23 protein-coding genes and 1 pseudogene are annotated in these 26,070 nt (G+C 57.8%); 15 read left to right on the top strand and 9 right to left on the bottom strand.

Annotated features, from left to right (window positions below):
- Window positions 1-17: 17 nt before the first annotated feature.
- Entirely contained in the window at window positions 18-848 is an 831-nt protein-coding gene (locus tag ABLU96_RS12380) for an oxidoreductase (RefSeq protein WP_025107987.1), read from the top strand.
- 44 nt (window positions 849-892) lie between these two features.
- Here ABLU96_RS12380 and ABLU96_RS12375 read toward each other — a convergent pair whose 3' ends face one another.
- Window positions 893-1,873, bottom strand: a complete 981-nt coding sequence (locus tag ABLU96_RS12375; RefSeq protein WP_025107988.1) for a nitronate monooxygenase — start codon at window positions 1,871-1,873, stop codon at window positions 893-895.
- Window positions 1,874-2,031: 158 nt separating this feature from the next.
- On the opposite strand from ABLU96_RS12375, the gene ABLU96_RS12370 reads away from it, so the two are divergent.
- Entirely contained in the window at window positions 2,032-2,916 is an 885-nt protein-coding gene (locus tag ABLU96_RS12370; RefSeq protein WP_064406316.1) for a LysR family transcriptional regulator, read from the top strand.
- 113 nt (window positions 2,917-3,029) lie between these two features.
- On the opposite strand, the gene ABLU96_RS12365 is transcribed toward ABLU96_RS12370, so the two are convergent.
- Window positions 3,030-3,914, bottom strand: a complete 885-nt coding sequence (locus ABLU96_RS12365) for a LysR family transcriptional regulator (protein ID WP_014838299.1) — start codon at window positions 3,912-3,914, stop codon at window positions 3,030-3,032.
- A gap of 171 nt (window positions 3,915-4,085) precedes the next feature.
- Here ABLU96_RS12365 and ABLU96_RS12360 point away from each other — a divergent pair, with 171 nt between their 5' ends.
- The 11 genes from ABLU96_RS12360 (at window position 4,086) to ABLU96_RS12310 (ending at window position 13,921) form a co-directional block, all read left to right on the top strand.
- A complete protein-coding gene (locus ABLU96_RS12360) occupies window positions 4,086-5,222 on the top strand; it encodes an alpha/beta hydrolase (RefSeq protein WP_064406313.1) in 1,137 nt (378 codons plus the stop codon).
- A 143-nt stretch (window positions 5,223-5,365) separates the two neighbouring features.
- Window positions 5,366-6,553: an MFS transporter gene (locus ABLU96_RS12355; protein ID WP_163520835.1), complete on the top strand. Its 1,188-nt coding sequence runs from the start codon at window positions 5,366-5,368 to the stop codon at window positions 6,551-6,553.
- 97 nt (window positions 6,554-6,650) lie between these two features.
- Complete coding sequence (locus ABLU96_RS12350) at window positions 6,651-6,995, top strand: DUF1294 domain-containing protein (protein ID WP_025107991.1); 345 nt, start codon at window positions 6,651-6,653, stop codon at window positions 6,993-6,995.
- A 100-nt stretch (window positions 6,996-7,095) separates the two neighbouring features.
- Window positions 7,096-7,824: a MerR family transcriptional regulator gene (locus ABLU96_RS12345; protein WP_014229100.1), complete on the top strand. Its 729-nt coding sequence runs from the start codon at window positions 7,096-7,098 to the stop codon at window positions 7,822-7,824.
- A gap of 242 nt (window positions 7,825-8,066) precedes the next feature.
- On the top strand, window positions 8,067-8,501 hold the full coding sequence (locus ABLU96_RS12340) for a nuclear transport factor 2 family protein (RefSeq protein WP_064406309.1): 435 nt from the start codon (window positions 8,067-8,069) through the stop codon (window positions 8,499-8,501).
- Window positions 8,498-9,217 (top strand): SDR family NAD(P)-dependent oxidoreductase, encoded by a 720-nt coding sequence (locus ABLU96_RS12335; RefSeq protein WP_064406306.1) that lies wholly within the window; start codon window positions 8,498-8,500, stop codon window positions 9,215-9,217. Before ABLU96_RS12340 ends, ABLU96_RS12335 begins: the two co-directional genes overlap by 4 nt.
- Window positions 9,214-10,473: an FAD-dependent oxidoreductase gene (locus ABLU96_RS12330; protein ID WP_048263685.1), complete on the top strand. Its 1,260-nt coding sequence runs from the start codon at window positions 9,214-9,216 to the stop codon at window positions 10,471-10,473. The genes ABLU96_RS12335 and ABLU96_RS12330 overlap by 4 nt, the downstream gene beginning before the upstream one ends.
- A 1-nt stretch (window position 10,474) precedes the next feature.
- Window positions 10,475-11,197 (top strand): DUF1365 domain-containing protein, encoded by a 723-nt coding sequence (locus ABLU96_RS12325; RefSeq protein WP_014229096.1) that lies wholly within the window; start codon window positions 10,475-10,477, stop codon window positions 11,195-11,197.
- Window positions 11,194-12,417: a cyclopropane-fatty-acyl-phospholipid synthase family protein gene (locus ABLU96_RS12320; protein ID WP_014838292.1), complete on the top strand. Its 1,224-nt coding sequence runs from the start codon at window positions 11,194-11,196 to the stop codon at window positions 12,415-12,417. Before ABLU96_RS12325 ends, ABLU96_RS12320 begins: the two co-directional genes overlap by 4 nt.
- On the top strand, window positions 12,414-12,947 hold the full coding sequence (locus ABLU96_RS12315; RefSeq protein WP_025107997.1) for a DUF3833 domain-containing protein: 534 nt from the start codon (window positions 12,414-12,416) through the stop codon (window positions 12,945-12,947). Before ABLU96_RS12320 ends, ABLU96_RS12315 begins: the two co-directional genes overlap by 4 nt.
- Before the next feature lie 14 nt (window positions 12,948-12,961).
- A complete protein-coding gene (locus tag ABLU96_RS12310) occupies window positions 12,962-13,921 on the top strand; it encodes a DUF523 and DUF1722 domain-containing protein (RefSeq protein WP_014229093.1) in 960 nt (319 codons plus the stop codon).
- Between the two features lie 94 nt (window positions 13,922-14,015).
- On the opposite strand, the pseudogene ABLU96_RS12305 reads toward ABLU96_RS12310, so the two are convergent.
- Window positions 14,016-14,431: pseudogene (locus ABLU96_RS12305) on the bottom strand (carbohydrate porin); the annotation flags it as partial.
- Window positions 14,432-14,893: 462 nt separating this feature from the next.
- On the opposite strand from ABLU96_RS12305, the gene ABLU96_RS12300 reads away from it, so the two are divergent.
- Both ABLU96_RS12300 and ABLU96_RS12295 read left to right on the top strand, forming a co-directional pair.
- Window positions 14,894-16,333: an MFS transporter gene (locus tag ABLU96_RS12300; protein WP_162557343.1), complete on the top strand. Its 1,440-nt coding sequence runs from the start codon at window positions 14,894-14,896 to the stop codon at window positions 16,331-16,333.
- A gap of 54 nt (window positions 16,334-16,387) precedes the next feature.
- Window positions 16,388-18,067 (top strand): glycoside hydrolase family 43 protein, encoded by a 1,680-nt coding sequence (locus tag ABLU96_RS12295; RefSeq protein ID WP_348862541.1) that lies wholly within the window; start codon window positions 16,388-16,390, stop codon window positions 18,065-18,067.
- Window positions 18,068-18,229: 162 nt separating this feature from the next.
- Here the strand turns inward: ABLU96_RS12295 and ABLU96_RS12290 are convergent, their stop codons facing one another.
- The 6 genes from ABLU96_RS12290 to ABLU96_RS12265 all read right to left on the bottom strand — a co-directional run.
- Complete coding sequence (locus ABLU96_RS12290) at window positions 18,230-19,564, bottom strand: VasL domain-containing protein (protein WP_064406699.1); 1,335 nt, start codon at window positions 19,562-19,564, stop codon at window positions 18,230-18,232.
- 23 nt (window positions 19,565-19,587) lie between these two features.
- Window positions 19,588-20,043: a type VI secretion system baseplate subunit TssE gene (gene tssE, locus ABLU96_RS12285; RefSeq protein WP_014838282.1), complete on the bottom strand. Its 456-nt coding sequence runs from the start codon at window positions 20,041-20,043 to the stop codon at window positions 19,588-19,590.
- A 1-nt stretch (window position 20,044) separates the two neighbouring features.
- On the bottom strand, window positions 20,045-20,584 hold the full coding sequence (tssJ, locus tag ABLU96_RS12280; protein WP_032749377.1) for a type VI secretion system lipoprotein TssJ: 540 nt from the start codon (window positions 20,582-20,584) through the stop codon (window positions 20,045-20,047).
- The gene (gene tssG / locus ABLU96_RS12275) at window positions 20,562-21,647 is read right to left on the bottom strand and encodes a type VI secretion system baseplate subunit TssG (RefSeq protein ID WP_032749379.1); all 1,086 of its coding nucleotides are present in this window, start codon (window positions 21,645-21,647) and stop codon (window positions 20,562-20,564) included. The genes tssJ and tssG overlap by 23 nt, the downstream gene beginning before the upstream one ends.
- The gene (tssF, locus tag ABLU96_RS12270) at window positions 21,611-23,371 is read right to left on the bottom strand and encodes a type VI secretion system baseplate subunit TssF (protein ID WP_064406702.1); all 1,761 of its coding nucleotides are present in this window, start codon (window positions 23,369-23,371) and stop codon (window positions 21,611-21,613) included. The genes tssG and tssF overlap by 37 nt, the downstream gene beginning before the upstream one ends.
- Before the next feature lie 218 nt (window positions 23,372-23,589).
- Window positions 23,590-26,070 (bottom strand): ImcF-related family protein (locus tag ABLU96_RS12265; RefSeq protein WP_348862538.1); only part of this gene is annotated, 2,481 nt, incomplete at its 5' end.

The raw sequence follows: 26,070 nt of genomic DNA, 5'->3' as shown, positions 1-26,070 counted from the left end.
CATGAAACGAGGTCCTTATGTTCGCTCCGGAAAAGAAAACCGCGCTGGTCACCGGCGCATCGTCAGGGATGGGCAAAGCTATTGCCCGTCGCCTGATTCAGGATGGTTACCAGGTATATGTTGCCGCCCGTAGCATCGATAAAATGGCCGATCTGGCCGAACTTGGCGCACAGCCGTTACGGATGGATATAGCCAGGGATGAGGAGATTGTCTCCTGTGTAAACGCCATTCTGTCGCAAACCGGGGGAGTGGATGTCCTGATCAATAATGCAGGCTTTGGCCTGTATGGACCCGTAGAAGAGATCGGTATTGATGAAGCACGCTATCAATTTGAGGTTAACCTCTTTGGTGCCGCACGGCTGACGCAGCTACTGCTCCCTGCAATGCGGGCCAGACGTAGCGGGCATATTGTCAACATCTCCTCGATGGGAGGGAAGATGTACAGCATCCTTGGTGCCTGGTACCACGCCACAAAACACGCGCTCGAAGGATGGTCAGACTGCCTGCGCCTGGAGGTCGCCGGATTTGGGATTAAGGTCACGATCGTCGAGCCGGGGGTGATAGAGACAGGCTTCGGTGATGCTGCCAGCGAAAGCATCGTCAAACGTTCACACAGTGGCCCCTATGGCCAACTGGTGAAAATGGTGGCCGCGTCGATCAAAAAAACTTACGGGCACGGGACAGGCAGCGATCCGAAGGTTATCGCGGATGTCGTTTCAAGCGCCATTAACAGTAAGAACCCACGTACGCGCTATGCCGCGGGTAGGTTTGCAAAAATGCTTATCTGTCTGCGCGTCTGGCTGGGCGACCGTATATTCGACCGTATTATTCTCAGTCAGACACGCTAACAAGCGGATGATTTAGCTGAACGGCCTGCGTCTCTTGGGGAGCGCTAACTCACGGTTAACGCGTCGACCACTTCCGCTACGCTTTTGACGCTGCGGATGCTGCCGATACCCGTGCCGAGCGCGATATAGCCCTCATCGGCATTGCCTTCCAGCATGCCGACGCGCAGGCCGCGTAATCCCCCCATTGCTTCACCGAGCGCCTCGTTGCTGGCGCCGGCTTTATCCATCGCCACCAGTTTTTCGGCCAGTCTGCCCGGCAGAGAGCGATAGTAATGGGGCAGCGTGCGGAAAAGCAGTAAATCCAGGCCACTGGCGGCAATAATTTTATTTTTGACCGACCGCGGCACTCTGCTTTCTTCCGTCGCGATAAAAACCGAACCGGCAAATATCCCTTCAGCGCCGAGCGCGTGCGCCGCTCTGGCGGTGCGCTTGTCGGTAATACCGCCCGCGGCCATCACCGGAACACGCTTCACCGCATCGGCGATCAGCGGCACGATAGAAAAGGTTCCCAGCACGGTCCCCGGCAATGTACCTCCCTCATCAAAGCCGGTCGCGACGATGATATCGGCGCCCGCATCTTCAGCAAGGCGGGTATTTTCAGGCGTCGGGTTAATATCGCGATAGATGATAGCAATGCCCGCCTCTTTTAATTCGTTGAACAGCGCCGGTATGAGCGCCCCTTCACCGTAGCCGGTATACACCACGGCCCTGACGCCCTCTTCTTTTATCACCTGCAAAATAGGCGGGGTCCAGATATCGTTTTCAGCCGCGGGGATCAGGTTCACGCCGAAAGGTTTTTCGGTCAGCCGTTTGGTTTTGCGGATCTCTTCACGCATTTTTTCGGCGGTTTCTTCCGGCGTGGACACCGCGGTCTCAGCGGTTAAACCGGCATTCGGCCCCAGCACACCAAGCCCGCCGGCATTGCTGACAGCGGCGACTAAACGGGCATCGGTCAACCACGATAACGGCCCCTGAATAACAGGTTTTTCTATATTCAGGATCTGGCAGATTCGGTTATTTTTCATGGGGTAATATCCTTCACAATAGCGCTATGGAGCGGTTCAGTTTCATGATGGAAGGAGTGTAGGACGTTATATTATTTAGAAAAATAGCCAAAAAAGTGCATCACTATTATAAAATCAGTAACAATGTGATATCCCGATCCCGGCAAAAGAAGTCCGCTATGCAAATAAACCTCTTTGAATCGATTCGCATTTTTATTGAAATTGTCGAGTCCGGTAGCTTTACTCAGGCAGCGGAGAACCTGCAGATTCATCGTCCTGCCGTCACTAAGGCATTGCAGCTGCTTGAGCAGCACTGCGGCACGCGTTTGATGCAGCGAACAACGCGGCGCATCAACCTGACGCCTGACGGCGAAGCGTTTTATCGGCAGAGTAAACCTTTACTGGCCCAGGCAGATGCGCTGCTGGAGTCGTTTGGGAGCGATAGCGTATTACACGGCCAGCTTCACGTGGATATGCCCGTCGCTTTTGCGACGTTATTGGTCGTCCCCCATCTGCCTGATTTTTATCGCCAGCACCCTGGCGTCGAAATCATCCTCAGTAGCTCAGACCTCCGCCGGGATATGCTGCGCGATGGTCTTGATTGCTTACTGCGGGTGGGGGAACTGGACGACGGGGACTATATCGCCCGTAAGTTAGGCAATATTAAAATGACGACCTGCGCCAGCCCGTCCTATATTGCCAGCCACGGTGTGCCGCAAACGCTGGAGGATCTACCGCAGCATCAGGCCATCAACTGGATTAACAGCAGCAGCCGACAAATTATGCCGTGGACGTTTTCTACGCCAGAAAGAACAGTTGAAATGACGCTTCCCGGCAAGCTGGTCATCGATAACTCTGAAACCTATTTATCGGCAGGCCTGGCAGGGCTGGGATTAGTCCAGGGAATGAACGTTTTTTTACAGCCTTATCTCGATCGCGGCCTGTTAGTGGAAGTCTTACCTGACAACCCTACCCCCGATCGCAAATTGTCACTTCTGTATCCGCACCGCCATCTCTCACGCAAAGTGCGGGTGTTTACCGAGTGGTTAGAAAGCTTATTGTGAAAAACGGGATTAAGGCACTCATCCCCGTGAAAAACCACAATGATTGATAAATGCTTGCGGTTACTGCCTTAAACCCAGTCAACGATCCGCGCCCCACTCTGGGTCCTGCTTGCTCAGATTCTCAGCGTGTCTATCACCGCCCGCAGCGCGGGCGACACATTACGATGGGGATAATAGAGAAAAGAGCCTTCCAGCCGCTGGCTGTAACGCTGCAGGACTCTGATAAGCGCGCCTCGCTCTAAGTCATCGGCAACCAGTTCCTGCGGGACATAGGCCAGCCCCAACCCCAGCCGGGCGGCCTTCGCTTCCATATAGCTGTCGGCAAAGGCCCACTGTCCCTGCGGCCGGTGGGTGATTTTTTTACCGTCCTGATTGAGTTCCCAGGCATAAATAGTCCCGTCGCCAAACTGGTACGCGATACAGGGATGAACCACCAGGTCCGCCGGCGTTTGCGGAAAACCGTAGCGGCGAAAATGCTCGGGCGTGCCGACAACGACCATCTCCATATCGGGTGAAATGCGCACCGCGACCATACCGCCGCCGACTTCCGGCCCCAGACGCACCCCGGCATCAAATCGCTCCGCGATAATATCGACAAACCGGCTTTCACTGATGAGTTCCAGCCGGATATCGGGATAGCGTTGTTTGAACACCGAAAGCTTTGGCAGAAGCACTTTATCAATGGCGTGCTGGCTGGCATTGATGCGGACGGTACCGGTGGGGGTGTTGCGATAATACGCCAGAGTGGAAAGCCCCGAATCTAACGCATCAAAGCCGGATTCAACGGTTCGATAGAGCTGCTCGCCGGCCTGGGTGAGCGAGAGTTTACGGGTGGTACGCACCAGAAGCTGTACCCCCAGCCTTTCTTCAAGTTCACGTACCGCACGGCTGACGCCGGATTGCGCCAACCCAAGCCGCTGCGCCGCGGCGGTAAAACTGCCCTCCCGCACCACCAGCATAAACAGGTACAGATCGTTATAGTTTTCCCGTTTTGCCATGATTCCTCCCGCGCCTGCGCCGTAATTTATAACAATATGATATGAATCTTAGCACTTTTCACCCGCTAATCAGCACTCTGACTGCTAACTATAATCAGCGCATTGCAACAAAGCACAGCAGCGTTGTCCGTATGAAACCTGTATCTGGAACCTGTTTTAGGGGAATGATTAATGAAAGCGTTTACCAGAAAATTGACGGCCGCCATGCCTGCCATGCTGCTATGCGCGTCACTAAGTGGAGTCACCACCATGAGCTATGCCGGGACAACCAATCCAAACGCGCCCGTTTCGCTGGTCGAAAAATGGGACAAAACCTTCGCGGAAAGCGCGAAAGTCACTCACCGTAAGGTGACCTTCCAGAACCGCTATGGGATCACCCTGGTCGGCGATCTCTACATTCCGAAAGATCGCGACGAGCGCAAGCTGGCGGCGATTGCAGTCAGCGGCCCCTTCGGCGCGGTGAAAGAGCAGTCCAGCGGTCTGTATGCGCAGACCCTGGCGGAACAGGGTTTTGTCACCCTCGCCTTCGATCCTTCTTATACGGGGGAAAGCGGCGGCCATCCGCGTAACGTCGCCTCTCCGGATATCAACACCGAGGATTTCAGCGCGGCGGTGGATTTCTTAGGATTGCAAAACGAGGTGGACCGCAACCGAATTGGCCTGCTCGGCATCTGCGGCTGGGGCGGCATGGCGCTGAACGACGCCGCGATGGATACCCGGGTGAAAGCGGTGGCCACCAGCGTCATGTACGACATGAGCCGCGCGATGGGCCACGGCGTTGGCGACGGTAAAGACCGCTATACTACCGCCGATCGCCGCGCCGTCTTGCAGTATCTGAACGCGCAGCGCTGGAAGGATGCGGAAAGCGGCACATTCGCGCCGGGCGGGCATGATATTTATGTCGATCAGAAAGGTCACGTCAGCGCAGGCGATCGTATTCTGCCGGAAACCTTACCGGCCAACCCGAACCCGGTTTTGAAAGAGTTCTTTGACTATTACCGGATGCCGCGCGGTTTCCACGCCCGCTCCGTGAACTCAACCGGCGCGTGGAATGCAACCATGCCGCTGTCGTTTATGAATATGCCGCTGCTGAGCTATGCCAGTGAAGTCACTATCCCGACGCTGATCGTGACCGGAGAAAAAGCCCACTCACGCTATTTTGCCGAAGACGCCTTTAAGGCCATCGGCAGCAAAGAGAAAGAGCTGGTGATTGTCCCCGGCGCGAACCATGTCGATCTCTATGACAATGCGGCCGGTAAAATCCCGTTTGCCAGATTTGAACAGTTTTTCAAAACCAACCTGAGATAACGGCCGGAAGCCGCCCGATCGTCGCGGGCGGCTTGCCCTCGCCCGCGCATGACGTTTATCCACGTTTTAGTCGTTATTCAATGAATAGCGTCCGCTCCGGCCGCACCCGAATCTGGCCGGAAAAATAAAGAGATACCCCTATCATGTCCACACTGAGTCGTCGTACACCACACCCTCAACCGCACGCCCATTGGGGCGGCGTCTTTGCCATGACGCTGTGCGTTTTTGTCCTCATCGCTTCCGAATTTCTGCCGGTCAGCCTGCTGACGCCGATCGCCGGAGAGCTAAACATCACCGAGGGGCTGGCAGGCCAGGGCATTGCCATTTCCGGCGCCCTGGCGGTGCTGACCAGCCTGACTATCTCTAACCTTGCCGGAAGTCTGAATCGTAAACACCTTCTGCTGGGGCTGACGGTTCTGATGGCGGTCTCGGGAATGATTGTCGCGCTGGCCCACAGCTATGCGATCTATATGGCGGGAAGAGCCCTGATTGGCATCGTTATCGGGGGATTCTGGTCGATGTCGGCGGCCACCGCCATCAGGCTGGTCCCCGCGCACCAGGTTCCCCGCGCGCTGGCGATTTTCAACGGCGGCAACGCGCTGGCGACCGTCGTGGCCGCGCCGCTTGGCAGCTATCTGGGGGCCACCGTCGGCTGGCGCGGCGCCTTTTTTTGCCTCGTACCGCTGGCGATAGTCGCGTTCATCTGGCAGTGCTTCAGCCTGCCTGCGATGGAAAGCGATAAAGCGAGCCGGCCGCGCGGCTCCGTGCTTCGCCTGCTCAGACATTCCATCGTCGCGATCGGTCTGCTGGCCTGCGGACTCTTCTTTATGGGGCAGTTTGCCTTATTTACCTACGTGCGGCCGTTTCTGGAAGCGGTGACCGGCGTCAGCGCCTCTGGCCTGTCCCTGATTTTGCTCGCTATCGGCGTCGCGGGTTTTATCGGCACCCTGGGCGTTTCAACACTCCTCAACGCCCGGTTTTATCAGACCTTAATGACCATCCCTTTATTGATGGCCCTCATCGCCGGCACGTTGCTTCTGGTAGGACACCACGCCTGGACCGTTGCCGTGCTGTTAAGCCTGTGGGGGATGCTGGCGACCGCGGCGCCAACCGGCTGGTGGACATGGATCGCTCGGACGCTGCCCGACGACGCCGAAGCGGGAGGCGGTCTGATGGTTGCCGTTATTCAGCTGTCGATCGCGCTGGGTTCGACGACGGGCGGTATGGTATTTGACCGCCTGGGGTGGCAAAGCGCGTTTGGCTTAAGCGGCATACTGCTTCTTGCCGCGGTCGGGATGACGTTGTACACCAGCCGGCAAATGACGCAATAAGCTCACGCCATCCGAAGCGGGTAGCGGATTTTTCTCGCCGCGGTTAATGCGTATAATGCGGCTTCGATACACGCTAAAAATAACCGCGGCTCATATGATAAATCTCAATCGATGTTGTTATTTGCTCCTGATTTTCGCAGCGGTCGGCAGCATCTTTACCGCCTGGCCCTTTGCTACCTGGCTCCTGCTGGTCAACGCGCTGACCCTGGCGATCTACGGCGTGGATAAAATGGCGGCGCGCAGGGCCTGGCGCAGAGTACCGGAAGCCACATTGCTGGCGTTCGGGGTGCTGGGCGGCTGGGCTGGCGCGATAGCCGGCCAACAGCTATTCCGCCACAAAACGCAAAAGCAGCCGTTCAGAACCCGATTCATCATCAGCACGATCGTCAGCCTCTCAGGGATGGTGGCGATTTATTTGTTCTCTCCTTTTTCTTTTCACTAAGTTCCGGCGAGGCTACGGTTTGCAAACGCGTGGAATGCACTCAACCCGCCGCTATTCGTAGTATATTATTGAGAGTATTGTTGATTATCAGGTGTACCTTATGACCTACTCCATCGGAGAATTTGCGCAGCTTTGCGGCATAAACGCAACGACGCTCCGCGCCTGGCAGCGTCGCTACGGCCTGCTTAAACCACAGCGTACCGATGGCGGCCATCGCCTTTATAACGATGACGATATCCAGCAGGCGCTTAAAATCCTCGACTGGGTAAAAAAAGGGGTACCTGTCAGCCAGGTAAAGCCCCTGCTGGCGCGCCCTGGCGCACGGCGGACGAATAACTGGATCACCTTGCAGGAGAACATGCTCCAGCGGCTTAAAGAGGGGAAAATCGAATCCCTGCGCCAGCTGATTTACGACGCCGGTCGTGAATCCCCCCGCCCCGAGCTGGTCACCGAAGTGCTGCGCCCGCTGCGTAGCCAGGTTTCCGCCAACGTACCGGCCATCATGACGCTGCGCGAAATCCTCGACGGCATCATTATCGCCTACACCTCTTTTTGCCTCGAAGGGGACAAAAAGGCGCCCGGCGATAACTATCTGATCACCGGCTGGCACCTGACGGACGCCTGCGAAATCTGGCTCGAAGCGCTCAAACGCACCGGTCAGGGCCACCGCATCGACATCCTTCCCTCGCCCCCCGCGACCCTGGCGCCGGAGATCCTGCCGGATCGCAAATGGCTGCTGGTGACGACCGGTAAACTCTCTGCAGCCCGGCAGAAACAGGTTGAACGCTGGCAGCAGCAGGTTGTCTCTCTGGAGATTGTTGCGCTGTAATTGCGTGCGCCACCGCTCCGTGGCGCAACGAGCAGGTCCCTCAGAATTGCCCCTCTTCTTTTTCCGCACAAGCCCGCTGACTCTTCTTTTCTCTCCAACACCCACAAAATCATGCTTCAAAGACATGTTATTAACCAACTGATAATCAATGAAAATAAAAAATATTTTAGTCAAAACTTGGACAAATAATATTAATTGTGTAAGTTTTAACTATGCCATATTGTTTACTCAGGAAGTGACCTATGAGTCCCTCGCCATCCATCATTAGCCGTTTTAGTACGTACTACGCCACGCTGGATACCCAGCCGCCTTCGGCGCTGGCCGCGCTGTACCACACGAATGCGGTGCTGATCGATCCTTTTGGCCAACACCAGGGGCTGTCCGCAATCCAGGATTATCTTTCGCACCTGCTGGCCAACGTCGATCATTGCCGTTTCACCCTCGATGCCCCGCTCTGCGAAGGTCAACGTTTTGCCGTCGCCTGGACCATGCACTGGTCGCATCCGAGACTTGCCGGGGGTAAGGCGCTACAGCTTGCGGGCTGTTCGGTGGTCATCGTTGAAGACGAACGAATTATTCACCAGCGTGACTACTACGACGCCGGGGAGATGCTGTACGAACACCTTCCCCTGCTGGGCTGGGCGGTGCGCGGCGCTAAACGGAGGGTGCGGTCATGATGACGGTGCTCATCACCGGCGCCAGCTCCGGCATTGGCGCCGGGCTCGCCAGGTCCTTCGCTGCGGACGGCCACCGGGTTATCGCCTGCGGCCGCGATCCGTCGCGTCTGTCGGCGCTACAGCAGCACAGTCCCCACATCAGCGTCCGCTCTTTCGATATGACGGACAGGGATGCCTGTCGCCAGACGCTCGCTGACTGCCGCGCCGATCTGATCATTCTCTGCGCCGGGACCTGCGAATATCTCGAACACGGAACGGTGGATGCCGGGCTGGTTGAAAGGGTCATCACCACTAACTTTCTCGGGCCGGTGAACTGCCTGGCGGCGCTTCAGTCGCAGCTGTCAGCCGGGAATCGCGTGGTGCTGGTGAGCTCGATGGCGCACTGGCTACCCTTTCCTCGGGCCGAAGCCTATGGCGCCTCGAAAGCGGCGCTGACCTGGTTTGCCAACAGTCTGCGCCTGGACTGGGAGCCAAGAGGGATCGCCGTCACGGTCGTTTCGCCGGGGTTTGTTGACACTCCGCTGACGCGTAAAAACGATTTTTCTATGCCCGGCCAGGTGAGCGTGGAGCAGGCGGTTAAAGCGATTCGCCGCGGTCTGGCGAAAGGGCACGATCGTATCGCCTTCCCGACGGGCTTTTGCCTGCTTCTGCGCCTGCTGGCCGGGCTTCCTGAAGGACTTCAGCGCAGGCTATTGCGCAGGATGGTGCGCTCATGAAAATCGCGATTATTGGCAGCGGCATTGCCGGGCTGACCTGTGCCTGGCGCCTTGCCGGGCAACACGAAGTGACCCTGTTCGAAGCGGCGTCCACGCCGGGGGGACATACCGCCACGGTGGATATCGCCACGCCGCAGGGTACCTGGGCCATCGATACCGGATTCATCGTGTATAACGATCGCACCTATCCGCGCTTTATGGGCCTGCTTAACGAGCTTGGGCTGAGCGGTCAAAAAACGCAGATGAGCTTTTCGGTCCACAATCCGCAGAGCGGGATGGAGTATAACGGCCACAGCCTGAGCTCGCTTTTCGCCCAGCGGCGCAATCTGTTAAAGCCGGCCTTCTGGAGGTTGCTGACGGAGATCGTCCGCTTTAATCGCCTGGCGAAGCAGGCTCTGGCGGGAGCGTTCGACCCGGGCGCCACGCTGCAGACCTTCCTTGAGCGGCACCGTTTTAGCCCCTTTTTCGCACGCCACTATATCCTGCCGATGGGGGCCGCTATCTGGTCTTCGTCGCTGCAGGAGATGCGCCGCTTCCCGCTGGCGCTGTTCCTGCGCTTCTTTGATAATCACGGCCTGCTGGATATCCGCCAGCGCCCGCAGTGGTACGTGGTGCCCGGCGGCTCGCGCGAATACGTGCGCGCCCTGCTTGCCCGGTCTGGCGATCGCCTGCGCCTGCGCCTCAATGCGCCGGTGCAGAACGTGATCCGTCATCAGGATGGCGTCACGCTCCAGCTGGCATCGGGGGAGCAGCACTTCGATCAGGCGATCTTCGCCTGCCACTCTGCCGAAGCGCTGGCCATGCTGGCGGACCCGACGCTCGCCGAAGGCGAAATACTGGGGGATATCGGCTGGCAGCGAAACGAGGTGGTCCTGCACAGCGATCCCCGCTGGCTGCCGGTGCGCAAGCGCGCCTGGGCCAGCTGGAACTATCGCCTGAGCGAACAGGATCAGGCCAGCGCCTGCGTCACCTATAACATGAATATTCTCCAGGGCCTGCCTGCCGACGCCCCGCTGTTCTGCGTCACCCTCAATCCGCCAACGCCGGTGGACCCGCGCTTCGTCTGGAAGCGTATGGTCTATGAACACCCGCTATTTAATCCCCAAAGCTGGTCCGCCCAGATGCGGCGCGAGGAGATTAACGGCCGCCAGCGAAGCTGGTTCTGCGGCGCGTACTGGTACAACGGTTTTCATGAAGATGGCGTGCGCAGCGCCCTCGATGTGGTCAACGGCATCATCGCGGCGGAGAACCTCTGACATGAACAGCTGCCTCTATCAGGGCGTATTACGCCACCGCCGTCTTCAGCCGAAAGCGCACCACTTTCGCTATCGCATCTTTATGGCCTGGCTCGATCTGGATGAGCTGGATCGGCTCGGCGAAGCGGGTATCCGCCGCAATCGCTTTGCTGCCGCCTCTTTTTACGATGCGGATTATCCGCTGGGCACGCCGCTGAAAGCGCAGGTTCTGAACCGGCTGGAAAGCCTGACCGGCGCGCGCCCGGATGGCCGCGTCATGCTGCTGACCCAACTGCGCTACTTGGGCTTTCATTTTAACCCGGTCAACTTTTACTACTGCTACGACGGCGCCGGTACCCTGCGCTGGGTGCTGGCCGAAGTGCGCAACACGCCGTGGAATGAGCGCCATTACTACGCGGTAGACGGTCAACGGGCGCGCCCGCTGGCGAAAGCCTTTCACGTCTCGCCGTTTAACCCGATGGATATGGTCTACCTCTGGCGCTTTAACAGTCCCGGTAAAACGCTGCACATGCATATCGAGAACCATCAGGCCGCGAAAGTCTTCGACGCCACGCTGGCCCTGAGCCGCGCGCCTTTAACGCGGGCCAGCCTGCGCGGGCTGCTGCTGCGCATTCCGCTGATGACGCTGAAAACCGTCCTCGCGATCTACTGGCAGGCGCTGCGGCTATGGCTCAAGCGCGTGCCGCTGTACAACCATCCTGTCAGCAGGAGTGAACGCTCATGACCGATCCTGTCTTTGCGCTTGAACCCGATATCCCGCGCAACGTGCGTATCGCGCGCTGGTTGCTCTTTCGTCTGTTGAGCGGCATTCGCGAAGGGGCGCTCACCGTACGCGAAGGGGCGCAGACCTTTCATTTTGGCGACCCCGCCGCCGCGCTGCGCGCCGAGGTGCACGTGCTCTCCTCGGGCGTCTACCGGCGTTTACTGACCGGCGGCAGCCTCGCCGCCGCGGAGGCCTGGATGGACGGCGAATGGGAGAGCCAGCAGTTGACGCCGCTGCTGCAGATCCTGGCGCGTAACGGCCAGGTACTGGGGCGGCTGGAGCGCGGCTTCCGGCTGCTGGGCAAGCCCGTAGAGCGGCTGCGCCACTGGACGCGCCGCAACTCGCGCGCGCAGGCGAAGGCGAATATCGCCGCCCATTACGATCTGGGCAACGACTTTTACGCCCACTTCCTTGACGACGAGCTGCTTTACTCCAGCGCGCTGTTTACCGACGACGGCCAGGATCTCACCCAGGCCCAGCGGGCCAAAATGGCGCGCCTTTGCGAGCGTCTGGCGCTTACGCCCGGCGATCATCTCCTGGAGATTGGCACCGGCTGGGGGGCGATGGCCGAATACGCCGCCCGCCACTACGGCTGCCGGGTCACCACCACCACCCTGTCGCAGGAACAGTTCCAGTGGGCCAACGCGCGAATTGCCCGCGCCGGGCTGCAGGATCGCGTCGAGGTACTGCTCTGCGATTACCGCGATCTGACCGGCCAGTACGACAAGCTGCTGTCGGTGGAGATGATTGAAGCCGTGGGGCAACGCTATCTGCCGGCTTTCTTTCGCACCTGCCAGGCGCGACTGCGCCCGGGCGGCAGAATGGCGATCCAGGCAATTACCATCCAGGATCAGCGCTATCGCGGCTACAGCAAAAACGTGGATTTTATTCAGCGCTACATCTTCCCCGGCGGATTTTTGCCCAGCATCACTGCGATGAACGAGCTGATGACGCGGCACACCGATTTTGTGGTGCGCGATCTGTTCGATATGGGGCCGGACTACGCCCGCACCCTGGCCCACTGGCGGCAGCGATTTATCCACGCCTGGCAGGATATTGAGAAACTCGGCTTTGACGATCGCTTCCGCCGCATGTGGCTCTACTACTTCGGCTACTGCGAAGCCGGGTTTAACGCCCGCACCATCAGCGTTGTGCAGCTTACCGCGGAGCGAACATCATGAAACGCATTCTGACCCTTGGCCTCGCGCTGCTGATGCTGGCGCTGGCGGGCTGCAGCGCCGAAGTGGCCGACTACCGGCAGCAGCAGCCGGCGCTGGACATTTTCCACTACTTTCAGGGCAAAACGGAAGCCTGGGGGATGGTTCAGGATCGCAACGGCAAACAGCTGCGCCGCTTCCATGTCGCCATTGACGGCGACGTTGTTGGCGACACGCTGACGCTCCACGAACGCTTTATCTACGATGATGGCGAAAAGCAGCAGCGGGTATGGCGCATTCGCCGCACCGGCGACCACCGTTATGAAGGCACCGCGGGCGACATTGCCGGCGTGGCGACCGGCCAGGCGGCGGGCAACGCTTTTCACTGGCGCTACAGCATGAACGTGACGGCCAGCGGTAGCACCTGGCTACTGCACTTCGACGACTGGATGTTCCTGCAGGACGACGCGCACCTGTTCAACAAAACCGAGATGAAGAAATTCGGCATTACCGTCGCCACCGTGACCCTTTTCTTCACCCGAACCGCACAATAAAAGAGGACTACGCCATGAACACACAACCTGTCATTGGGATCAGCGGATGTTTGACCGGTTCTGCCGTACGATTCGACGGCGGGCATAAGCGCATGGGCTTTGTGATGGACGAGCTGGCGCAGTGGGTGGCGTTTAAACCCGTCTGCCCGGAGATGGCTATCGGCCTCCCCGTCCCGCGCCCGGCGCTGCGGCTGGTGCAAACGACCGAAGGGGAAATCCGCATGCGCTTCACGCATGCACCGCACGACGACGTGACGGAGAAGATGGCCGATTTCGCCAGCGCCCACCTCTCGACCCTGGGCGAACTATCGGGATTTATCGTCTGCGCCAAATCGCCCAGCTGCGGCATGGAGCGCGTGCGGCTGTACGATGAAAAGGGCAATCGCGGGCGAAAAGAAGGCACAGGGTTGTTTACCGCCGCGCTGATGGAGAAATATCCGTGGCTGCCGGTGGAAGAAGATGGCCGCCTGCACGATCCGGTGCTGCGTGAGAATTTTGTCGAACGGGTCTTCGCCCTGCACGAGCTTAACTGTCTGCACAAAAATGGCCTGACGCGCCGCGCGCTGCTGGATTTCCATAGCCGCTATAAACTGCAGCTGCTGGCCCACCATCAGGCGGGATACCGCGAGATTGGCCCGTTCGTTGCCTCGCTCCACGAATGGCAGGATCTGGAGGCTTTCTTTGCGATCTACCGCGAAAAACTGATGACGATCCTGAAACAGCCCGCCTCGCGTAAAAACCACACCAACGTGCTGATGCATATTCAGGGCTACTTTCGTAACCAGCTAAACAGCCGCCAGCGCGGCGAGCTGCGGGAGGTGATCCTTAACTATCGCTCCGGGCTGCTGCCTATCCTTGCGCCGTTAACGCTGCTTAAGCACTATCTGGCCGAATACCCGGATCGCTATCTGCAGGCGCAGAACTACTTTGATCCCTACCCGCAGGACCTGGCCCTGCGCCTGACGGTGCATTGAGATAGCTGAACGCGCGAAGAGGCTGGCGCACGCCAGCCTCTTCGTTGTTGGATCCATCGGCTTCTAGAACCATGCCTCACCCCATCCGGAAGTCGTTGTTGATCCCCTGTTGCGGACGCTGATGGAAGTCACGGCCGGCTCCGATTTGGCATTGGGGTTAGACTCCAGCACGTTGGTGACGCCGACGTAGGCTTTTTTCAGGTTAACTTCATCGCTCCGGTGGGCAAACATGACGTTGATATCCCAGATAGCTCCTTTACAGCTGTTGAAGGCTTTGGTTATCTGGAATTCGCCGCCATTGCCTTCATTGCCTAAACGGCCGATCGCCGGTCTGGAACTGCGCGCCGTAGCGGGCCTTCAGACCGAAGGGGATCGCCATATCCGGCGTGGCCGCGGTGGTCTGCGGGTTGGTAATAACATCCACTTTTTTATCAGCACGGCGTCGATCTGTTCTTGAGTAAATTCTCGCGCGAATACGAAAATTGGGCACAGCGTGGCCACGACCGCCATCGGTAATGGAAGTTTTTTATCATTGTCATAATTATCTCAATATAGGTTAGCTTTATTCGGATAATAACAATCCCATTCTGGGCAATCAGAATATATTACGTTATTTCGCTTCGCTATTAAGAAAACACCCAAACGTGAGCCCACCCGCAGATATTATCGCCATTTACTCAGCGCGCGGACAACCCTGTAGAGTACATTTCCTGGAGTGGCCAGAGTAAAAAAAACAATAAAACAAAATGCCGGTTTTGCGGTGTTTTAAATCTACCGGGGTATAGCTTGTAACGCGTTAATCAACAAGTGAAATGGAGGGTCTGGAGGAGGCTTTGCTTCGATGATCACAGAAGTAAAAAAACATAATAAATTAATTTAAAAACGTAATAGATTCTTCGAGATTATTTATGTCAGAAATTGTTACACATCCACACAACACACCGGAGTCTGCTCAGAATGAGTAAAAACATAATGCAAAGCCGCCATGATGAATATCATAAATTAACGCGTGGAGAACGTATTGGTTATGGTATGGGCGACTTCGCTCAAAACCTGGTTTTTGGCACAATAGGCGGCTTTCTGGCTCTTCACATGCTGACGGTTAATACCATCAGCACGGCAACGGCAGGGTTTATATTTCTTTTTGTCCGAATCATCAATGTCTTTTGGGATCCGATGGTCGGCACGTATGTTGACAAAAGAACGTCAAAAGCAGGTAAATATCGCCCCTGGCTGTTAAGAGCCGGCGTACCGCTGGTGATCCTTTCCGCTTTACTTTTTGCTCCCATTCCTGGGGTCAGAGGTTCGGTACCTTTTGCCTTCATCGTTTATTTGGCTCTGGATTTAGTTTATTCCGTAGTGAATATTCCTTATGGTTCGCTTAATGCGTCCCTGACCCGGGATCCGGAATCAATTGATAAACTCACCAGTACCCGAATGATGCTGGCCAATAGCGCCAATCTTCTTGTTTATACCCTGTTCCCGATGTTTGTACAGATGGCTTCACCAAAAGATCGCAGCCTTAAGGACACCGGTTTTTTCGGCATTGAGCTCAATCTGGGAAACTATACCGATCCATCAGCCAACTACGCCTGGTTCGGCGTCTACTCCGTGTATATGCTAATCGGCGCGGTGGCGCTTTTCATCTGCTATAAATTTACGAAAGAACGCGTTGTCGCGACGGCAGAACAGACCGCCAACGTCAAAACGACCGATCTGTTCCTTGAACTCAAACATAACCGCCCGCTGGTTATTCTCGGGCTGTTTTTCATGCTGGCCTTCACGTTCATGTTTTTCATGAACACGGTTAACGGCTTTTTCAATCAGTACGTTGTCGGTCATTCAGAATGGATGGGCGCCGTAGGCCTTGTCGCCTCCATACCGGGCATCGCATTCCCTATTTTTTGGCCCAAACTCAAGAAAATTTTTGGTAAAAAAGGCTTCTTCCATATTTTTCTGGCCATGTTTATTGTCGGTGAGCTACTGACTTACGTCTGGTCACGCGAGGGCATGCACGATGCGCTTTGGCTTGCTTACATCGCCACCTTCATTAAACAATGGGGCTTAACGTCCGCGACCGGCTTTATGTGGGCGCTGGTTCCTGAAGTGATTGCGTATGGCGAATTAAAATCTGGCAAGCGAAATGCGGCGATCATTAATGCGATTATGGGTCTCTTTTTCAAAATCGGCTTTACCATCGGCGGCGCGATTCCCCTGTGGTTACTGGCCGTCTATGGCTTTAATGAAACCGGCGCCCAGCAAAGCGCCAGCGCTATCGACGGGATCATTATGACCGCGGTGTGGATCCCTATCGCGTTAGCCATCGTATCGATGATCATCATGCAGGTTTATCCCATCTCTGACAAAAACGTAACCGATATCAACCGTCAGCTTGATGAAGTCCGCGCGTAGTTAAAAATATAAATTAAATGCATTTGGAACATTTAAATAAAAAGGTGTAATGATATGTCACTTATTCAAAACCCTATTTTACGTGGGTTTAATGCCGACCCCAGTATTATCCGTGTCGAGGACACCTACTATATCGCCAACTCTACGTTTGAGTGGTTCCCTGGCGTTCGTTTACATGAGTCAAAAGACCTGGAGCACTGGAATCTTCTCCCTGCGCCCCTGTCAACCACCACCCTGCTGGATATGAAAGGCAACCCTTCATCAGGCGGCATTTGGGCGCCGGCGCTCTCTTATGCCGACGGTCAATTCTGGCTAGTGTATACCGACGTCAAAGTCACCGAAGGCGCCTTTAAAGACATGACAAACTATCTGACCACCGCAGCCGATATCCGCGGCCCGTGGTCAGATCCCATTAAGCTTAACGGCGTAGGTTTTGATGCTTCTCTCTTCCACGACGATGATGGCCGGAAATATATCGTGCAGCAAACCTGGGACCATCGCGAATATCACCATCCCTATGACGGCATCACGTTAACTGAACTGGATACAAAAAACCTGAAATTAATGCCAGAGACCGCGCGTACCCTTTATCGGGGGACCGCCGTTGGGCTCGTTGAAGGGCCGCATCTCTATAAACTGAACGGATATTATTATCTTTTTGCCGCCCAGGGGGGCACCGTATTTACGCACCAGGAAGTGGTTGCGCGTTCTAAAACCTTAGACGCCAACAGCTTTGAAACGGAGCCAGGTGAGGTCTTCTTAACCAACGTCGATACGCCAGACAGCTACATCCAAAAGCAAGGGCACGGCGCGTTGGTTTCCACCCCCGGCGGCGAATGGTACTACGCCTCGCTCTGCGCGCGTCCGTGGAATCGCCCGGGTGAGTCAGTCTACGATCCTCGCGGCTGGTCAACGCTGGGCAGAGAAACGGCTATCCAGAAGGTGTACTGGGATGAAGGCGGCTGGCCGCGTATTGAAGGCGGTCACGGCGGAAAGACGTTTGTCGAAGGCCCGAAAGATGCCATTGATACCGAAAGTCCGGCAGACCGTAGCCAGCACGACGAATTTACAACGGCGACACTCGATGGTAACTGGAACACCCTGCGGGTGCCGTTTACAGAAAAAATGGGTACCACCGGCGATGGCAAGTTAACGTTAATTGGCCAGGGATCTTTAGCGAATACCCATGACCTGTCGCTGATTGCCCGACGCTGGCAAGCCTTTTATTTTGATGCGAAAGTTAAAGTTAAATTTAATCCATTTAACTACCAGCAAATGGCCGGATTAACGAATTACTATAACGATCGTCACTGGAGTTTTGTGTTCATTACCTGGAATGAAATTAACGGTAAGGTCATTGAAATAGGTGAGAATAATCGAGGACGGTATACATCATATTTAAAAGATGAAGCCATTAAGGTCCCGGAGCACGTTGAATATGTCTGGTTCCGGACGAAAGTCAGGAAGGAAACGTATAGCTATGAATATAGCTTTGATGGGGTTGAGTTCACTGAAATCCCTGTGAAGCTAGATGCTGCGATCCTTTCGGATGATTATGTCCTGCAAAGCTATGGCGGATTCTTTACCGGAGCGTTTGTTGGCCTTGCGGCAGTCGACTACTCCGGTTATGGCGCCCGCGCTGAGTTTTATCATTTCGATTATCAGGAGCTTGGCGACACGTTAATCGCCAGGGACGCGTATAGCTGGGAAGCCAGTGAATTACGGCGTTATTAGATAGCCTTGTCTGGGGAGATTAAACGCTGAAAGGAGGCACCGGCGCGACAGGCGCGCCGGTGCCGGGTGTGGCAGGGTTGTCGCATCAGGCCGGCAACCGGCCGTTCCGATAGCGAAAGTCATGCGTCACGCTAATGACCCGTGCGGGTGGCTATTGCAGGCTTATTCCGCCGTTTTTTGTTTCAGCGCAGCATAGCGGGCAATCAGTTGTTGCAGATGCTGCTCCGTCTGGTTCTGCTGCGCCGCAGACCCTGGCTGATTGCGCGGCTGTGCGGAGAGTTGCCGCAGCTGCTCTTCCGCCGGAACGGTACGGCTGAACGACTGCGTTATGGCAAACACCGCTGACTTCAGCTCACTCACCGTGATATACCGCCCCTTCTGTTCATCCAGCGCGTTAAGCCGGTTCGTCAACTGCTGTAGCTGCGTCATTCCCTGGTGCCAGCCGCTGAGATTCTCCACGGGAAGCGCGGCGGCGCTGACCTGCTGTTGCCATTGCCGCGCCAGCGGTTTCGCCTGCTCTGGCCATAGCGTCAGCGCCTGCTGCGCCAGATGAGTGCCATAACTCAAAGCCCAGTCCGGTTTTAGCTGTAAAAGCTGCGCCAGCTGCTGCTGAGTCTGTTTTATCCCCGGCTCCGCCGAGGGGGATTGTTGTCGTAGCGTCTGTAACTGCTCAGCGGAAAGCACCGTAGGCAATGGAGAGAACCGGGCGGGAAACCGCATCTGCCCCGAATCGGACGGGTGCGTTGCCCGCCATCCTCCCGCCGCGGCCCCGGCCAGCGCCAGCATAGTCAGCATCCCGGCGACAAACGGCTTCCAGGGCTTCGCGGGCGCCGGGAATGCCGTCACAACGTCAGCATTCGGCCGCGATGCCGGCTCGGCGACATAGACCCATTTCACCTGCGCGGTCGGTTCGGGGAGGCTGGAAGGGGCAGGATCAGGCGCGGCCGCTTGCGGCGCGGTCTCCTCTTTATTTTCGCTGCTCTCCAGCCGCACCGCCGCGTTGTGCAGCAGGATAGACAGGGCATCAAGCTGGCCGGCATGTTTGAGTTCCAGACGCTGCAGTACGTCATCCAGCGCCGTCAGATGCGCTTCTGCCTGGTAAAGCTGGCTCAGGTCGATATAGGTCAGCGACAGCGTGCGCATCGCCTGCTGCAGCCGTTGACTGAGCGAACTGAGTATTTTGATTCGCGCAGTCGTCGGCTGCGGCCACATATTGCCCCACTGCCGGGAGACCAGCGCGACCAGTATCGCCAGCCCTTCATTCATGCCGTATAGCCCCGCCAGATGCGTGCGGACAAGCGTATACCAGGCGGCAGTCTGTAGCTCCACGCCGTTGTGCTCAAACAGCGACAGGCAGAGTTTTTCCGCGAGCCGCCAGTTGACATCCGGGCGCGCCGGATGGGTCAGTTTGTTCATTTCATCGCGAAGGCGCGCGTAATCCGCAAGCGTACGCGGGTCGCCGCCGATTTTCAGGCAACATTCAGAAGGGGTCGTCATGATGGTTTCAGCCAGAATAAAAACTAGATAGAGGAGCGGACTTCCAGGTACTGCTGCTGTTTGAGGTGGCGGATAAGCACCCTGCCCTCGGGCATAAATTCGGTGCCGTAGCGCACCAGGCCTACGCCCTTCAGCTCCGCGTCAATGGCGTAACGCAGCTCGCCGGGGATAGCCTGCTCGAGCAGAACCACGTCAATTTTCTTCAGCCGCGGTTCATATTTAAGCAATACGGCCGACAGGATGCCCATCAGCTCATGGGCCGTACCCGGCATCCCCTGGAGGATTTTAGTCATATCCGGCAGGCCGTAATCGGGCAGGTGCGCCAGCGTCCCGGCGCGACAGTTGAGGACGCGCTGCATATTATCCAGCACCGACAGAATAACCTGGTTTTCCTCACTGACCTGATGCAGGTCGAGTCCGCCGGTAAAGTTGCCGTACAGCATTTCATACAGCGAGGGGGCATTATGGCGTGTGGGCATCTCAGTCATCCTTCAGGGGTTTCAACGTCAGGCGGTTATGGCTGGCTTCAATAATGCGCGGTTTGTCGGGATCGAGATCGTCGCGCCTCAGCACCAGCTTCCAGTCATTCTTCACCATATCCGGCGCCCGGAATAACCCCACCACCGCGATAAACTGCGCCTTCTCGTCCATCGGCATATCCAGGCTGACGTCAGCGCCGGGTTTTACCACCAGGCTACGGCTGGCAAGCCGTTCGTCTCCGGCGGCCTCCTCGCTTTCCGTGACCAACTGCTGATAGACCCGTTTATCGAACGCCTTGCGGTCACTGAGCTGGTAGACCCACACCATCACCGGCTGGGAGAGCGAGGTGTTCTCCCGCTCATCGGTGTTCAGTTCCGCCCGGGCGGTAACGTCCAGATGCAGGACGTTTACCTGCTTATAAAACACCGATTTCACCGCCGATGAGGTGCTGTCGCTAATTTTCTGCGTCAGGCCACAGCCTGTCAGCAGTAAAGGCATAAGAAGTAAACTCCATCGTTTAATCAAAGTGGTATGCAACACGCTGGTTTCCTTGTTGTAAAGTTGCAGACGGCATTCCGCAATAGCCGCCAGGCTCAATAGTAAAGGTGGCGGGGATATCGGGCGGGCTCTCCTCTCCCTCCACGCCCAGTATCCCCGTCATGCCAAGCATAAAGGGGGTTTCGCCCAGCACCGGCGCAGGCAGTAACCGGGCAGGAACGGTCAGCTGTATACGCGCTTTATAGCGCCAGCCGAGATAGACCCGCAGCAGGACCAGAAAGTCCTGATATATCTGCCCTTCCGGTAACCACCCCTGCGCCTCGGCGATATCGTCCGTGTACAGCGCAATCAATAGCTGGCTGCTGACCTCTGTCGTTTCGTCGCCCAGCACGTTATAGCCATCGAGCAGAAAATCGTCATTGCCGTAAAAACCCAGTGGATTGTTGATGAAAAACGTGCGCGGGCAGTGCGGCGTGACGGTGGTCCGCGTGCGGGGAGCCAGCAGACGTACCAGCGCCTGAATCCCCTCTTCGGTACGCGCAGGCAGGCGCATGATGCCGAGCAGCGCCAGAAAACGCGATATCGGGGTGGCGATATGCTTATCGGTACCCGGCATTCCCAGACCGATAAGGCCCAGCAGGCTCTGCGAGGTGCTGTCCCTGCCCCCCGCTTCAAACGTCGCCGGGTAGGAATATTTTCGCCAGATGCGGTAAAACTGCGTCAGAATGCGGTGGTTAAAGATATCAAGAAACGCCTCCTGCGCTTCGTGCCCTTCCCGCTGCTGGGCGATCTCGTCGAGCCACGCGGTGGGCAGCGGCGAGTCGACGCCGTAGAGCCCCATAAACGTCGTGCGCACCGTCGGCGGCGCATCCGGATGGTCTTCATCATATTCCACCGCTTTCAGCTCGCTGACCGGGAAGCCCATTCCCGGATGCGGGCGAAACCGTACCGGATCGTCCGCCGGATTCAGGGTGCTGCCCAACGGCGATGCGCCCGGACGACGCTTTTCCAGTAACTGGCAGAAGCGGTAGAAGTTGATGCGATAGATTTCCCGCTCAAGCCGGGGGCTTAGCCGGGAATGCGGCGGTTGTGGTTCTCCTGCCATTCGAGGCGCTCTCCCCCAGGTTGTAGTATCAGAATCATATGGTTGAACAGGTGAATATCGGTATACAGCGCGAAGAAGCGGTTCAGCATCTCGCCGAACAGGCAGATATCGCCGTGCCCGGCGAAGCCGCTGCTGTCGAGGGTCACCTCAATCTGCACGCCGCGCAGAAAATGGCCCTGCGCAAAACGTTCCACCTCGCTATGCCTGACATCGACAATCGCTTCCAGGCGGCGGCGGTTCATCTCGTTATCGGTCCAGTCATAGAGGGCCAGCGCGCCGCGCAGCACGTCAGCGTTATCCATCATCCACAGGAAACTGCTGCCGAGATGGCTCAGCACCCGCCAGTGAAAACGATCGCGGTCCGGCGGGTAGCACGGCAGCGTCGGGGCGCAGAGGTTACGCACCTGAATGCGCGCGGTGGTGGATTTCACCACCGTGTCCAGCAGCGTACTCTGCAGCGCCCGGCGCGGCAGCTGGCCGTTGGTGCCAGTCAGGCTGAGCGACAGTTTTTCATTCTCCGGTACGGCGTGGTTATCAAACGCCTCGCCGCCGAGCGTCAGCCAGGTGTCGTGCAGCCCTGAAGGACCGGACTTTACCCGCGTATGGTAATAATATTCCGGCGCATCATGGCGCAGCATTCCTCCCTTGTGACGGAAGCTGGTGAACGGCACATACGTCTGGTGACCGGAGTGGCGCGAGGAGGTGACCGAATCCACGGAATAAATCTCGGTATGACCGTCCTGGACACGCATCGGGCGCAGCAGGTATTCGGTCTGTAACGAGTCCAGATGCAGCGGATCGGACTCCAGCGGAAACAGATTAATCACCGGCGTGCAGTGCAGGCGCAGATGTTTCTCCGACAGCGCATATTCATGCGGCCACTGTCTCTCCAGCACGATATCGATTTCAAACCACGCCAGTTCTTCCGGGAAATCCACATTTTCCAGGCCGCGCAGCGTCACCGACATAAACTTTTCACGAAAGGTAAAATACTCCAGCAGCAGCTGATAACCGCTGAAACTGCCGCACTCCGGCAACAGCGCCTCCTCCTTACTGAAACCGCAGACGGCAAAACGGGCGTCCAGCGGTCTGCGGTCAGCATCGCCGGGAAAGCGGATACCCGTTTTCGCAACCCGGAGCGTCAGCGCCTCATGCAAGGCGCAGGCCAGCGGCGCATCGCCATTCAGGTACAGCGGGATGCGGCTTAAATCGATGCGGCTCCAGTCTGCCAGCGGGCTGCACTCAAAGCGCAGGCGGAGAAGCGAGCGCCCATCCGGTTCCGTCGAGATCCCCGCCCGGGCGAGCGACAGGGGCTGCAGGGTCAGCGGCTGCGTCGTGGTGTAATGGCAGCGGGTGCGCTTTTCACCAATGGGCTGAGAAAGAATTCCAAAGCCTTTTTCAACGCGGACAGGTTCTTTCAGTTCACGCCAGTCCGCGGTGAACTCAACAATGGAGAGCGACGGAATGGTACGCAGGTAGTGTGGCCAGATCATGCTCACCAGTCCGCCGGTCAGCTCCGGCAGATCGTCGTCGAGCTTTTCGCGCAGGCGGCCCATCAGAAAGGCGAAGCCTTCAAACAGGCGCTCGACATAGGGGTCGCGCGCGCCCGCTTTGTCGAGATTTAAGGCCGCCGCCCGGTCAGGATGGGCGCGGGCGAATTCTTCGCCCGCTTCACGCAGGTAACGCATTTCGGCGTCAAAATAACGCAGGGTTAAGTCGTCCATAGAAATATGCTTTTAGCCTTAGAGCTACAGGAGGTGCGTTTAAAATGGGGAGAAGATCGCGATAGGTGTTTTCTGCAGCCTCAGATCGCATCAGTGTCATTGAACATTGAACATTGAAGCAATAAGTTGCGCGCCCTTACCTCATCACGCATCTTCTTGAAATCATCGTTGCCGGGGGGATCTCCGGCGGGTGGCGAGCAGAATATCAACAGAGGCCATTATTCACTCCCTTCCACAACGTCAGATTCATATTCATCCGTGCGGCCTGGCGCCGGGACACCGACGCTGAATATCTGCGACGGCAGACTGAAGTTTCGCAGCTTCAGCAGCGCCAGCGGTCCGTCGCCCAGTTCCGTACGCAGCAGCCACTGAAGCTGTCGCCTGTCCGGCGCGGTGACGCTCAGCCGGTACAGTCCGTCCCCCGCTTTCTGCCGCTGCATCTGCTCCAGCATCCGGATAACGCCCCACGGGCCACTGTGGTTTGTATACAGACGGGTTCCCGCCGCCGTCGACGTCCAGGTCAGCATCGCCCCCGGTTTATTGATTACCCCCGGCCAGCGGAAGCTCTGCCAGTCGGCAACCTGGTTAAAATAGTGGAGTTTCTGCCCGTCAAGCGTCAGCTGTGTTTCCACCACTTCCGGCATTGCCACCCCCTGCAGTTCAAAGCTGATACCCTGGCTGCCGTCGGTAAACAGGATGTCGGACAGCTGGCTGAGCTGGTTCACCGCGTTCAGGAAGGCCGGGCTGAACGTCAGCCCCTGGCTGCGGGTTCTGTCCGCCACCCAGGTGCTGCCCTCCCGGTGCAGAACGCCGCCCAGCTGCGTGCTGAGGAAACGGTCAATACGTCCGGTATCGCGGCGGATGAACGCCGCCAGCATCGGCAGCGAGGCGTCGCTCTTCGCGGCAGCAAAGGGATAACGCCCTTTAAACGCTGAATTCCAGTTCGCGACAACTGAGCGCTGCCACGCTTCGTTCAGGCTGGCCGCCGATGGCTGAAGCACCGTCTCCCAGGCCTGGGTCAGCGGCTGAACAAACATCGTCTGCCCGAAACCGCTCCACTCTTCACCGAGGCTTGCCGCCACCAGACTGCCGTACTCCTGCGTGTCGGTCAGGTCAACGCTCTTGCCCTGGAAAACCGTCTGCGCCAGCTGCTGCATCATCGCCTGCGGGTCGGCGGCGTTTGCCACCTGCTGGAGCCTGAGGCGCACGCGGGTCAGGCGCGTCAGGTAAGTCTGTAAACTGAGCGAACTGTCCGCCGCCATCACGCTCTGCGCGCTGTTTTTACCCATAAGCTGCAGCAACGGCCCGAAGGTGCTGTCCAGCGGTCCCGCCGGTCCGGCGGCCTGCTGGTCAATCACCGGCCGGTCATCACCGCCCAGCAGGTTTTTCGCCGATTTCACCAGCGATGCGGAAATGGCCTCTTTCTGCTGCCCGGTCTGCCCCTGGTAAGCCAGGGTGTTCATCAGGGCAATCAGCGGCGACTGGCGCACGTCCCCGGCCAGCGTTAACTGGTCGGTGACGTCGGCAATATTGTGCGCCGGGTTCAGCCGGATACTGTTGAGGAAGTTCAGCCAGGCACCGGCAAAATCGGTGAAGTAGCGCGCCGTCAGGCGCTGCTTCAGCGCCTCCGGGGAGACGTCGCCGGACAGCGTTTTACGGCTATCGCTCAGCACCCAGTCGATTTCATCGCGCCGGGACGCCACGGCGTTATCAATGGCTTCCTGAACCCCGCCCTCCCACGCCTGGCGGGTGAACATCCCCGGCACCGACTCCGGCGTGCTGAACAGGCGACCGGCGTCGGTCTGCGGCGTCATGTCCTCCAGCGTCATGTCCGCGTAGCTGCGGCGCACCCGGGTGAGCATGTTCTCATACAGCGTACTTTCCGCGTTGCGCCGGCCAATCTGCTCCAGCAGCACCTGACGTACCCGGGTGACCAGCTGCCTGTCCGGCGTGATTTTCCAGGCAGGCTGCGACGGCAGGCTCTGCATGTAAAAGGCGTGAAGGTCCGGGGCGATACTCTGCCACAGCGCCGGGGAGAGTCCCGGCCGGGATGGCGCGGTGGTTGTCATCACCTGCGCGTACAGGGCAGCGTCGGCTTTGTCCGGGCGCGCCATCATCAGGTATGCTTTCAGCTGGTCGTAGCCCGCCTTAGCTGACGTGGCGCGCTGCGGGCTGCGCGGCGGCAGGTTCGCCAGGACGGTCAGTTTCTGCGTCAGCGCCTGCATGGCCGCATCGCGTATCAGACGGTTACTGGCCTGGCCGTACCAGGGCATCAGGGCGGCTGAAAGCGGCGCATTGTGGTCCAGCCCGAAGCGCTGGTACCAGGGAGCGCCATTCGCCTGTTGAGTCTGCAGGCGCCCGATATCGTTACGCAGAGCCTGCAGCGCCATCAGCTGCGGGTCGTTAACCGCGGGATGATTCACCAGCTGCTGCGCCCGCGCCGCCGCGCTGACGATATGGTGGCGGTTAACGGCAAAGGAGACCACGCTGCCCGCCCCCCACAGGGCAATCAGCGTCAGCAGGGTGACGCCCGGCGTTCGCTGCCACGGCATCCCTGCCCGCACGCCCCGCGCCTGAACGCAGTCCGCCGTCACGCCCTGCCAGACCGCCGGAGCGGACCAGCGGTGTTCATGGCCCGCGGCATTATCCTCAGGGGCCAGCGACGGGCTGAACATCAGGCCGCGCAGCGGAACACGCTT

The sequence above is a fragment of the Klebsiella sp. CN_Kp106 genome, assembly GCF_040064575.1.
In the GTDB taxonomy this organism is placed as follows: Bacteria; Pseudomonadota; Gammaproteobacteria; order Enterobacterales; family Enterobacteriaceae; genus Klebsiella; species Klebsiella michiganensis.
The sequence above is the reverse complement of the archived record's forward strand: the minus strand, read 5'-3'. Positions and strand labels throughout refer to the sequence as shown.